This window comes from Roseateles sp. SL47 (genome assembly GCF_026625885.1).
Classification (GTDB): Bacteria; Pseudomonadota; Gammaproteobacteria; order Burkholderiales; family Burkholderiaceae_C; genus Roseateles.
The window spans coordinates 997522-1009036 of sequence record NZ_CP113068.1; the positions used below are offsets into that span (position 1 = coordinate 997522).

General features: G+C 67.3%; 12 protein-coding genes. 5 read left to right on the forward strand and 7 right to left on the reverse strand.

Going from position 1 to position 11515, the window contains the following annotated elements; genetic code table 11:
• Positions 1-144 precede the first annotated feature (144 nt).
• The 4 genes from OU995_RS04305 (at position 145) to OU995_RS04320 (ending at position 4266) form a co-directional block, all read left to right on the forward strand.
• The gene (locus tag OU995_RS04305; protein ID WP_267834235.1) at positions 145-1584 is read left to right on the forward strand and encodes a circularly permuted type 2 ATP-grasp protein; all 1440 of its coding nucleotides are present in this window, start codon (positions 145-147) and stop codon (positions 1582-1584) included.
• Positions 1578-2546 carry an alpha-E domain-containing protein gene (locus OU995_RS04310; protein ID WP_267834236.1) on the forward strand — a complete coding sequence of 323 codons (969 nt, stop codon included), beginning with the start codon at positions 1578-1580 and terminating at the stop codon, positions 2544-2546. Before OU995_RS04305 ends, OU995_RS04310 begins: the two co-directional genes overlap by 7 nt.
• 78 nt (positions 2547-2624) lie before the next feature.
• On the forward strand, positions 2625-3461 hold the full coding sequence (locus tag OU995_RS04315; protein ID WP_267834237.1) for a transglutaminase family protein: 837 nt from the start codon (positions 2625-2627) through the stop codon (positions 3459-3461).
• A 52-nt stretch (positions 3462-3513) separates the two neighbouring features.
• The gene (locus OU995_RS04320; RefSeq protein WP_267834238.1) at positions 3514-4266 is read left to right on the forward strand and encodes a proteasome-type protease; all 753 of its coding nucleotides are present in this window, start codon (positions 3514-3516) and stop codon (positions 4264-4266) included.
• A 49-nt stretch (positions 4267-4315) separates the two neighbouring features.
• On the opposite strand, the gene OU995_RS04325 is transcribed toward OU995_RS04320, so the two are convergent.
• The 7 genes from OU995_RS04325 to OU995_RS04355 all read right to left on the reverse strand — a co-directional run bounded on the left by OU995_RS04325 (position 4316) and on the right by OU995_RS04355 (position 10005).
• On the reverse strand, positions 4316-5098 hold the full coding sequence (locus tag OU995_RS04325; protein ID WP_324288705.1) for an amino acid ABC transporter ATP-binding protein: 783 nt from the start codon (positions 5096-5098) through the stop codon (positions 4316-4318).
• A complete protein-coding gene (locus OU995_RS04330) occupies positions 5082-5735 on the reverse strand; it encodes an amino acid ABC transporter permease (protein ID WP_267834239.1) in 654 nt (217 codons plus the stop codon). Before OU995_RS04330 ends, OU995_RS04325 begins: the two co-directional genes overlap by 17 nt.
• Positions 5728-6444, reverse strand: coding sequence for an amino acid ABC transporter permease (locus tag OU995_RS04335; RefSeq protein WP_267834240.1), 717 nt, complete (start codon positions 6442-6444; stop codon positions 5728-5730). Before OU995_RS04335 ends, OU995_RS04330 begins: the two co-directional genes overlap by 8 nt.
• Positions 6445-6467: 23 nt before the next feature.
• Positions 6468-7286, reverse strand: a complete 819-nt coding sequence (locus OU995_RS04340) for a transporter substrate-binding domain-containing protein (RefSeq protein ID WP_267834241.1) — start codon at positions 7284-7286, stop codon at positions 6468-6470.
• The gene (locus tag OU995_RS04345) at positions 7283-8143 is read right to left on the reverse strand and encodes a GntR family transcriptional regulator (RefSeq protein ID WP_267834242.1); all 861 of its coding nucleotides are present in this window, start codon (positions 8141-8143) and stop codon (positions 7283-7285) included. The genes OU995_RS04340 and OU995_RS04345 overlap by 4 nt, the downstream gene beginning before the upstream one ends.
• A 276-nt stretch (positions 8144-8419) precedes the next feature.
• Positions 8420-9280, reverse strand: coding sequence for a carboxylating nicotinate-nucleotide diphosphorylase (gene nadC, locus OU995_RS04350; RefSeq protein ID WP_267834243.1), 861 nt, complete (start codon positions 9278-9280; stop codon positions 8420-8422).
• Between the two features lie 26 nt (positions 9281-9306).
• Positions 9307-10005, reverse strand: a complete 699-nt coding sequence (locus OU995_RS04355) for a fumarylacetoacetate hydrolase family protein (RefSeq protein WP_267834245.1) — start codon at positions 10003-10005, stop codon at positions 9307-9309.
• 100 nt (positions 10006-10105) lie between these two features.
• Here OU995_RS04355 and OU995_RS04360 point away from each other — a divergent pair, with 100 nt between their 5' ends.
• Positions 10106-11341: a septal ring lytic transglycosylase RlpA family protein gene (locus tag OU995_RS04360; RefSeq protein ID WP_267834246.1), complete on the forward strand. Its 1236-nt coding sequence runs from the start codon at positions 10106-10108 to the stop codon at positions 11339-11341.
• The last annotated feature ends 174 nt before the right edge of the window (positions 11342-11515 follow it).

Consider the following 11515-nt stretch of genomic DNA (forward strand, 5'->3'; position numbering starts at 1 on the left):
CGCCCCGGATCGCCAACCGCACCAAATGCGGTCATGTGGGTGGACGCCTCCGGGATCTGCAACGGTGGGCATGCCCAGGCACTGGGCACGCCCCTTGCAATCCCTCCGACCGGACCGCCCCGACGGCCCGTATTTGGAGCCTTCATGCATGCGCTGACCCTGCCGGCCTCCGGCCATTACGATGAAATGTTGCTGCAAAGTGGTGCCATCCGGCCCAGCTACCAGGCTTTTGCGGACTGGCTGCATGCCCAGACGCCGGAAGCCCTGGCCAAGAAGCGGGCCGAGGCCGACCTGCTGTTCCACAAGGTGGGCATCACCTTTGCGGTGTATGGCGACGAAGCCGGCGCGGAGCGGCTGATTCCCTTCGATACCGTGCCCCGCATCGTGCCCGCCGATGAATGGCGCATGCTGGAGCAGGGCCTGCGCCAGCGGGTCAATGCACTCAACCGCTTTCTCTGGGACATCTATCACGACCATGAGATCGTCAAGGCGGGCCTGATCCCGGCCGAGCAGGTGTTTGCCAACGCCCAATATCAACCGGCCATGCAGGGGCTGGACCTGCCGCTGGGGGTGTATGCCCACATCACCGGCGTTGATCTGATCCGGCATTCCGACGGCGGCTACTACGTGCTGGAGGACAACCTGCGAGTGCCCTCCGGCGTGAGCTACATGCTGGAGAACCGCAAGATGATGATGCGGCTCTTCCCGGAGCTGTTCGCCCGTTATTCGGTGGCGCCGGTGGCCCACTATCCTGCGCTGCTGCTCACCACCCTGCGCCAGGCCAGCCCGGCCGACAACCCGACAGTGGTGGTGCTGACGCCTGGCCCGTTCAACTCCGCCTACTTCGAACATGCCTTCCTGGCGCAGCAGATGGGCGTGGAGCTGGTGGAAGGCCAGGACCTGTTCGTCAAGGATGGTTTTGTCTTCATGCGCACGACGGTGGGGCCGAAGCGGGTCGATGTGATCTACCGCCGCATTGATGATGCCTTCCTGGACCCGCTCGCCTTCCGTGCCGACTCGATGCTCGGAGTGCCCGGCCTGCTGTCGGTGTACAAGCAGGGCCATGTGGTGCTGGCCAATGCCATCGGCACCGGCGTGGCGGACGACAAGTCCATCTACCCCTACGTGCCGGACATGATCCGTTTCTACCTCGGCGAGGAGCCCATCCTGCACAACGTGCCCACCTGGCAGTGCCGCAAGCCGCAGGACCTGGACCATGTGCTCAACCACATGGCGGACCTGGTGGTGAAGGAGGTGCACGGCGCTGGCGGCTACGGCATGCTGGTGGGCCCGGCCGCCACGGCGGCCGAGGTGGCGGAATTCCGGGAGCGGGTGAAAGCCAACCCGTCCAACTACATTGCCCAGCCCACGCTGTGCCTGTCCAGCTGCCCGACCTTCGTCGAGCGCGGCATTGCACCGCGCCACATCGATCTGCGGCCCTTTGTGCTGTCGGGACGCGAGGTCAACATGGTGGCCGGCGGGCTGACGCGGGTGGCGCTGAAGGCGGGCTCGCTGGTGGTGAATTCGTCGCAAGGCGGTGGCACCAAGGACACCTGGATTCTGGAGAGGAGCCCCTCATGCTGAGCCGTACCGCCGCCCAGCTGTACTGGATGAGCCGCTATCTGGAGCGTGCCGAGAATCTGGTGCGCATGCTGGATGTCACGCACTCGCTGTCGCTGCTGCCGCAAAGCCGCGGAGCCGCCACCGAACTGGCCGCGCCGCTGGCCGTGACCGGCACGCTGGAGGCCTACCAGGCCCGTCATGCCCGTCTGAGCGCGGAGGAGCTGTTCCGCTTCATGGGCATCGACCTGGAGAATCCGGCCTCGGTGCTGTCCTGCATCCGCCAGGCCCGGGAGAACGCCCATGCGGTGCGGGGCCAGATCACGGCCGAGATGTGGGAAGCCATCAACACCAGCTGGCTGGAAGCGCGTGAACTGGCGCGCAAAGGCGTGGCCGAACCGTCGTCGTTCTTCGATTGGGTGAAAGAGCGGTCCCATCTGTTCCGCGGAGCCACCTACGGCACGCTGCAGCGCAACGACGCCTACTGCTTCATCCGTCTGGGCACCTTCGTCGAGCGGGCGGACAACACCGCGCGCCTGCTGGATGTGAAGTCGCAGCTGATTGCGCCGGCGGTGGACACGCTCGCCCCGGTGGATGTACCCAGCGAAAGCGCCCCGGACTTCTATGCCTGGAATGCGTTGTTGCGGTCGCTGTCGGCCTTTGAGGCCTATCACGCGGCCTACCGCGACAGCCTCAATGGCCGCCGTGTGACCGAGCTGCTGATCCTGCGGCCGGACGTGCCCCGCTCGCTGCGCGCCTGCTGCGATGAAATCCGGTCCATCCTGCCGCAGATCGACTCCCGCGAAGGCGCGTCCGATGCCGGCCGCAAGGTGAAGCAGCTGGCCGGGGAGCTGGCCCTGCATCTGGAATACGGGACGGTGGATGAAATTCTGGACGCCGGCCTGCATCCGTGGCTGACGAATTTCCTGGACGACTCCGCGCGGCTGGGCCTGGCCATTCAGCGGGCGTATTTCGAGGCGCAGTGACGGCACCCCGCCCTCCCATGAGCCCTCCCCCAATGAGCCTTCCTCCCGCGCCATCACGGGCACACAACGGAACACGCCATGCACCTGCATATCTCGCATGACACCGTGTACAGCTACCAGACGCCGCTGAGCCGGAGCACCCAATACCTGCGGCTCACGCCCCGCCCGTCCCCGGGCCTGCACGTGCTGCACTGGGGGTTGCGGCTGCCGGCGGAGGCCAGCGTCTGCAAGGACGCTTTTGGCAACATCATGCATGTGCTCAGCCTGGACGGCCCGCAGGCGGACATTCATCTGCAGGCCATCGGCGAGGTGGTGACCGACGACACGCCCCCCCGGCCGGATCCCAAGGATGAATTCCCGCCGGAGGTCTTCCTGCGCGAGAGCCCCCTGACCCACGCAGACGCCGCCCTGCGCGCCTTCGCCAGCGGCTTTGCCGAGGCGGTCCGGCGGGACGCCCATGCGGCCATGCTGGCGATGATGGCGGCCGTGGGGGAGCGCATGCCCTACATCCGGGGCTTCACCGATGCCGCCACCCCGGCGGCCGAGGCCTTTGCATCGGGCCGCGGGGTCTGCCAGGACCATGCCCAGGTGTTTGCCTGCTGCGCCCGGCTGCTGGGGCTGCCGGCGCGTTACGTTTCCGGTTATCTGGCCACAGACGCCGAACATGTGGCCAGCCATGCCTGGACGGAAGTCCGCTTGCCGGACGGCGGCGCCACCTTCCCGGAAGCAACGGCCGGCGGCTGGCTGGGCTACGACATCAGCAACCAGTGCCTGGCGGACAGCCGCCATGTGAAGCTGGCCATCGGGGCGGACTATCTGGACGCCTGCCCGGTGCGCGGTGTGCGGCTGGGCGGGGGCACCGAGACGATGCGGGCGCAGGTCCTCGTGAAACCCGCCACGCCGGACCAGCAATGATCGGGCTGCTGCCCCTGCCACGAACCCCGAGGATGCGCTAACCTCCCGCGCCATGACGTACTGTGTTGCCATGCGGCTGCGCGCCGGCCTGCTGTTTGCCTCGGACTCACGCACCAATGCGGGGGTGGACCACATCGCCACCTTCCGCAAGATGAATCTGTTCGAGGTGCCCGGTGAACGGCTGGTCACGCTGCTGAATGCCGGCAATCTGGCCACCACCCAGAGCGTGGTCAGCCTGCTGCGCCAACGGGCCAACGGGGAGGGGCGGCACCTGCTCAACCTCGGCTCGATGTATGACATCGCCGAGTTGGTGGGCCGCACGGTGAAGGAAGTGGTGGCACGCGACAGCGACGGCGGCGGCCAGCTCAGCCAGGGCGTGGATTTTGGTGCCAACTTCATCGTCGGCGGCCAGATCCGCGGCGAGGCGCCGCGGATCTTCCATGTCTACCCGCAAGGCAACTTCATCGAAGCCACCGAGGACACGCCCTATCTGCAGATCGGCGAATCCAAATACGGCAAGCCGATCATCGACCGGGTGATCGACTTCAACAGCAGCCTCACCGAGGCCACCAAGTGCGCACTGATCTCGTTTGACTCGACCATCCGCAGCAATCTGTCGGTGGGCCTGCCGCTGGACATGCTGCTCTACCGCACCGACAGCTTCGCCCCCGTGCATCCGCACCGCATCACGCAGGAAGACCCCTACTTCGCCAGACTGCGGCAGGGCTGGGGAGGTGGCTTGAAGCGGGTGTTTGAACAACTGCCCGATGACGAGTGGTTCTCCCCGGAGCAACTGGGCCGCTGACCCGTCTGGCAGGCCCTCCGAGGCCCTGGGAGGCCTCTGAGGCCCCGCTTCAGTCGTGCAGCGAGGCCAGGAACTGCTGAAGTTCCGGCGTCTTGGGCGCCCCGAAGATGTCGGACGGCGGGCCGATTTCATGCACGCGGCCCTGATGCATGAAGATCACCCGGTCCGCCACCTTGCGGGCGAAGTTCATCTCATGCGTCACCATCAGCAGCGTCATCCCGTCACGGGCCAGTGACTCCACCACACGCAGCACCTCGCCCACCAGTTCCGGGTCCAGCGCCGAGGTGATTTCGTCGCACAGCAGCACCTGCGGCTCCATCGCCAGGGCACGGGCAATCGCCACCCGCTGCTGCTGACCGCCGGACAGCTGCTCCGGCATCGCATCGAATTTCTCGGCCAGGCCCACCCGCGCCAGCAGCGCGCGCGCCTGCTCGGCGGCTTCCCGCTGGCTGCGCTGCTTCACCAGCGTCGGGGCCAGCATCACATTGCGGCCCACGGTGAGGTGGGGAAAGAGGTTGAAGCTCTGGAAGATCATGCCCACCTGCTGGCGCAGCGCCCGCATGGCCATGGCGCTCTCATGCAGCAGCGGCTTGCCCGCCACCGTCAGCGATCCGTCCTGGAACTGCTCCAGGCCATTGATGCAGCGCAGCAGCGTGCTCTTGCCCGATCCGCTCTTGCCGATCAGCGCAATCACTTCACCCCGCAGCACATCCAGGTCGATGCCCTTGAGCACCTCGTTGCTTCCGTAGGACTTGCGCAGCGCAGTGATGCGCACGATGGGCACACGCGGCGCCTGGGTGGGGGTCAGCAGGGCTTCAGGCTGGGCGGCCATGGCTCTTCCTTTCCAGATATTGGGCGAACAGGCTCACCGGGAAACACAGGACGAAATACATCAGGGCCACGCAGCCGAACACCAGGAAGGGCTTGAAGCTGGCGTTGGCGATCATGCTGCCGGTCTTGGTCAGCTCGGCAAAACCGATGACCGACGCCAAGGCCGTGCCCTTGATGACCTGCACCAGAAAACCGACCGTGGGCGCAATCGCCAGGCGCATCGCCTGGGGCAGCACCACATGGCGCAATTGCTCGCCAAAGCTCATCGCCAGGCTGCGCGCGGCTTCCCACTGGCCTTTGGGCACGGCCTCCACGCAGCCGCGCCAGATCTCCACCAGATAGGCGCTGGTGTAGAGCGTCAGCGCCACACTGGCGGCCGTCCAGGCCGAGACTTCCACACCCAGCAGCGACATGCCGAAGTAGGCCAGGAACAGCTGCATCAGCAGCGGTGTTCCTTGAAAGACCTGCACATACAGCCCGATCAGGCGCGCGGTGTAGCGTCCCAGACCCAGCCGCAGGCACAGCAGCAGCCCGCCCACCACGCCCCCGCCGATGAAGGCGATCAGCGACAGCACCACCGTCCAGCGCAAGGCCAGCAGCAGGTTGCGAAGAATGTCCCAGAGGGTGAACTCAACCATGGCGGGCTCCCAGCCAGCGGCGCATCAGCGGCGCACGGGCGGCGGCGGCCGGTGCGCTGCCAAACAGGAACCGGGCGCCCACCCACAACAGCAGGCGACGCACCAGCATGCTCAGCACAAGATACAAGCCGACGGCCACGAAGGTGGCTTCAAAGGCGCGGAAGTTGCGGCTGTGGATGAGGTTGGTGGCATAGCTCAGTTCTTCGGTGGAGATCTGGCCGCACACCGCCGTGCCCAGCATCACGATGATGATCTGGCTGGTCATGGCTGGCCACACGCGCTTGAAGGACGGCGGCAGCACCACCCGCACAAAGGTCTGCACCGGCCCCATGGCCAGGCTGTAGGCGGCTTCCCACTGCCCCTTGGGAGTGGCCTGAATGCCAGCGCGCAGGATCTCGGTGCCATAGGCGCCGAGGTTGAGCGTCATCGCAATCACCGAGGCCAGCTCGGGCGACAGCTTCACCCCCAGCGACGGCAGGCCGAAGAAGATGAAAAACAGCTGCACGATGAAGGGGGTGTTGCGCAGGAGCTCCACATACACCCCCACCGTGCGGCGCAGCCAGACAGGGCCGCAGGCGCGTGCCCAGGCCCCCAGGGTGGCGGCCAGCAGCCCGAGCGGGACGGCCACCGCCGTGAGGCCAACGGTCCAGCCCAGGCCGCGCAGCAGCAAAGGCCATTCCGCCAGCACGGCGCCGAAATCGAACTCCATGGCGGCCTCCTTGGCGCCTGCGATTACAGCGGCAGCTCGCCGGTGCCGCGGCCCAGCCACTTCTTGGACAGCGCCTCCAGCTCACCAGCCTGCTTGGCGGCGGCAATGATGGCGTTGACCTTGGCCAGCAGCGCGTCTTCGCCCTTGGCGACACCCACATAGCAGGGGCTGTCCTTGAGCAGCAGCTTGTATTCGATGTTCAGGCCCGGGTTGCGCTGCATCAGGTTGGCGGCCACGGCGGCGCTGGTGGCCAACACCTGGGTCTGCCCAGCCGAGAAGGCGGCGATGGTGGCGTTGTTGTCCTCAAAGCGCTTGAACTCCAGCGTAGCGGGCGCCACCTTGCCCAGCTCCTGGTCCTCCATGGCCCCGCGTGTCACGGCCACCGTCTTGCCGGCCAGATCGGCAAAGGACTTGATGCTCATGCTCTTGGGCGCAAACACCGCCTGGTAGAACGGCGCATACGCGGCGCTGAAGCTGATGACCTTCTCACGCTCCGGGTTCTTGCCCAGCGACGAGATCACCAGGTCCGCCTTCTTGGTCTGCAAATACGGGATGCGGTTGGCGCTGGTGACGGGCAGCAGTTCCACCTTCACACCCAGCTTGGCGGCAATCAACTCGGCCATGGCCACATCCAGGCCCTGTGGCTTCATATCCGGGCCCACGAAGCCATACGGCGGGTAGTCGGTCGGAATGGCGATGCGGATGGTCTTGGACTTGGTGATGGTGTCCAGCGCCGTCTGGGCCTGCACACCGGCCACGGCCAGGCCGAGGCCGGCGGCCAGCAGCAGACGACGGGTGAGGGAAGCGCAGAACCGGGGGAAGCGGGAGGCGGCAAGGCTCATAACAAGGCTCCTAGATAGGCGGCGGGGGGATCGGAGGTGTCGTCCGGTGGCGCCTGGCGGCGTGCCTTGGACGATGAAGCGGAACGGGACTTGGGCGCAGCGGCCGAAGCGGGTGAGGGTGCTGGCGCCGGCCCGGGCGTGGCACGCGGGGCAAGGTCCGTACGCACCGCCACGGGCACCGGCACCGGTGCGAGCGCCTGCCGCAGGACATGCAGCGGGTCACTGTTGGTCGGCAGTCGCAGCCCGTCCTGCACGTGGGTGAGATGGGCTGCCATCAAGGCCTCGGCAGCGGCCATGTCGCCTTGCTCCAGCGCGTCCACGATGGCCACATGCTCCTGGCAGGACTGGTCCGCGTCATGGGACGACTGGTACAGCATCGCAATCAGCGTGGTGCGCGCGGTGAAATCGCGCAGTGTGTCCGCCAGCAACTGGTTGCCCAGGCATTCCGCCAGGCACACGTGGAAGTCGCCCAGCAGGAAGCTGCGGGCACTCACATCGTCGCCTCGCAGGGCCGCGCGCTCCTGCTGCAGATGCCGACGCAAACGACTGAGCACCGGCTTGTCCAGCTTGTGTTGCCCCTGCCGGCCCCGGATGAGTCCCAACTCGATCACCCGTCGGGCATCAAACGCTTCGCGGGCTTCTTCCTGGCTGGGCGCAATCAGATACCAGCCGCGACGGGCGCTGACGGTCACGATGCCACGGGCGGCCAGCCGGGTGAGCGCCTCACGGACGATGGTGCGACTGCAGTCGAACAACAGCGCCAGTTGCTGCTCACCCAGCCGGGTGGCGGGTGGCAGCTTCTGCGCCAGCACGGCTTCGATGATGCGCTGGCTGATGTCGGTGGCGGTGGTGCCCATGCCTTGGGCTTTGCAGCTTCCGTGCCAACACGTTCATCTGTCTTGTATGCAAGCGCTGCGCACAGGCTTGGTGTGCGCCGGGCCGGGTGGAGCGCGCCGCAGGCCCATGGCGGGGCGCTCGGATGCACTAGGTCGGTGCCTCAGCCCACGCCTGGACACACGGCCGGCATGAAAAAAGCCGGTGGCTTCCTGGACGGAAACACACCGGCTGATCTGCAGAGGGCCCTTGGAGGGCCATGCCAGTCCGACGCCCTCAGGCGCGGGCCAGGCACCCGCTCACGGGTCGACCCGCATCGAATAATCCACCGCCTTCACATCCTTGGTCAGGCGGCCCACCGAGATCCGGTCCACGCCGGTGGCGGCAATCCAGCGGAGCTGATCCAGCGCCACCCCACCGGACACCTCCAGCAGGGCGCGCCCGGCCGTGACGGCCACGGCCTCCCGCATCATGGCCTCGCTGAAGTTGTCCAGCAGCACACTGACGGCGCCCGCCGCCAGCGCCTCACGGAGCTGGTCCAGCGTTTCCACCTCGACCTGGATGGTCACCCCCGCCTGCAGGGCCTGCGCCTGCTGCAGCGCCTGGGTGACGCCACCGGCGGCAGCGATGTGGTTTTCCTTGATCAGGATGCCGTCATACAAGGCCAACCGCTGGTTGGCACCACCGCCCACCCGCACCGCATATTTCTGCGCCAACCGCAGGCCGGGCAGGGTTTTGCGGGTGTCCAGCACCACGCAGCCCTTGGGGTTGGGGCTGGCGCCTTCGATGGCACGGGCGTGGGTCCGGGTGATGGTGGCGGTGCCGGAGAGCAGCTGCAGGAAGTTCAGCGCCGGCCGCTCGGCCGACAGCAGCGAGCGACCGTCCGCCTCGATGCGGCAGACCACCGTATCGGCGCTCATGTCGGCACCTTCGTCGTACAGCCAGGTGATGCGGCTGCTCGCGTCCAACTGCCGGAACACCCCTTCGAACCAGTCGCGGCCGCACAGCACGGCGGCCTCACGCACCCGCACATGGGCTTTCACCGGTCGCCCGGCAGGGACCAGCCGGGCCGTCCAGTCGGCCACGCCGATGTCCTCGAACAGGGCATCACGGATGTTGCGCTGGCAGGCCTCGGCCAGGCTCTCGTTGTGATCAAACATGGCAGGTCTTCAGCCGGGGGGCGCAGTTATTCCGCGTCGCCGATCTGGATGGTGAGCGTCCCGAAGCCTTCGATCACGCCTTCGATGGTGTCCCCGGGCTTCACCGGGCCCACGCCTTCGGGCGTGCCGGTGTAGATCAGGTCGCCCGGTTCGAGGTGATAGAACTGCGACAGGTTGGCCACCAGCTCGGGAATGCTCCAGATCATGTCGGACAGGTCACCGCGTTGTTTCTCGGTGCCGTTCACGCTCAGCGTGATCGCGCCGGACTTCAGCTCGCCCAGCTCGCTGCGGGGCACCAGCGGCGTGATGACGGCCGAATGCTCGAAGCCCTTGCCCAGGTCCCAGGGGCGGCCGATGGCCTTGGCTTCGTTCTGCAGGTCGCGGCGGGTCATGTCCAGGCCCGCGGCATAACCCCAGACGGCGTCAGCGGCCTGTTCCGGCGAGGCACGGAACACCGGCTTGCCGATGGCCACCACCAGCTCCATTTCATAGTGGAGGTTCTGGGTGCCGGGTGCGTAGGGGATGGTGCCGCCGGACGGCGCCAGCGCGCTGGCAGGCTTGGTGAAGTAGAACGGCGGCTCGCGGTCGGGGTCGCTCCCCATCTCCCGGGCGTGTGCAGCGTAATTGCGGCCCACGCAGAAGATGCGGCTGACGGCGTAACGGGCATCGGTGCCGCGCACGGCCACAGAGGCTTGCGGGGCGGGGGGAAAGACGTAGGAGCTCATGGCTGGGCGATGTGTGTGGTGTGGAAACCAATCGTTCGAATGCACGAACCCGTGCAGCATAACCTTGGCAAAACCGGCCTGCGTTGCTAGGGTTGCGGCCATGTTTGAAGCCCGCCCCGCCGGCCAGCGTCTGGCCGTCCTGACGAGTGCCCTGTTCCTGGCCGCCTGCGCCAGCCGTGGTCCTGCCCCCAGCCGCCCCCCCGGTCCCGCCCCCGCCAGCCCCAAGGTGACGCAGTGGCCGGCCAAGGATGGCCCGGAGGCGGTGGTGCCGGCCGACCTGGACAAGATCCCGGACGCCCTGCCCCGCTTTGAATCCATCCGCAAGGGCGGGCCCAACAAGCCGTATGCGGTGGCCGGGCAGCGTTATCAGCCGCTGACGGACGATGACAAGCTGGTGCAACGCGGCCTGGCTTCCTGGTATGGGCGCAAGTTCCACGGCCGACCGACGGCCAGCGGCGAGGTCTACAACATGTATGCGATGACAGCCGCGCATCCCACCATGCCCATCCCGAGTTATGCGCGGGTGCGCAACCCGAAGAACGGGCGGGAGGTGATCGTCCGTATCAACGACCGCGGGCCGTTCCACAGCGAACGCATCATCGACCTCAGCTACACCGCCGCCCTCAAGCTGGACCTGCTGCGTGGCGTCTCGGAGGTGGAGGTGGAGCGGATCACCTATGAGGACATCCGCACCGGCGCCTGGCTGCGTGGCAAGGAGATGCCCAGCCAGCCCGGCGACCGGGCGGTGCCGGAAGCGCCGGTGTATGCGGCGGCTTCACCCACCGGGGCGCCGGAAGTGACCACAACGGTGCAGATGCGGGGCACGCAGGCGGCCACGCCATCGACCCCGGCGCCGCGCCCGGCGACGTCCAGCAACCCGTCCAGCCCGCCGGTGAGCACCAGTGCCGCCGGCAACGCGGTGGGCGCAAGCGCCGGCATGGTGCCGATCCCGGTGGTCGCGCTGCCGCCGGGCACGGATCTCGACAGCCCCAGGGATGTTCCGACGATGCCCGCCACGGCCAGCCAAGCCTCCGGCACGGCCACCAGTGCCGCCACACCGACGCCGGACGCCCCACTGCCCGCGATGAAGGTCGCGGCCGCCGCCGGGTACTGGCTGCAGCTCGGTGCCTTTTCCCGCCTGGAAGGCGCGGAGACGCTTCGGGAGCAGTTCAACAAGAGCCTGGACTGGATGGCGCCGATGCTGACCATCTTCAAGGACAAACAGCTGCACCGCCTGCAGGCGGGCCCTTTCAGCACCCGGGAAGATGCGCGCGCCGCTGCGGAAAAGGTCCGTACCGCCATGGCACTGACCCCGGTGCTGGTCGAACGGCGCTGATCTCCCCCGCCCTGCCGGACGGCGTCCAATAGAGCCGCCAGCGACCTCCAGCACCCGTCCAAGAACGCTGGTCTACGCGCCAGACCCACCTGGCTGCCCCGCGCCTTCAGAGGCAGACGCAGCCCGCGCGGGCCTTGTCCTTGTTTTGCCGGACGATGCTGCCCCCCGGTGCTC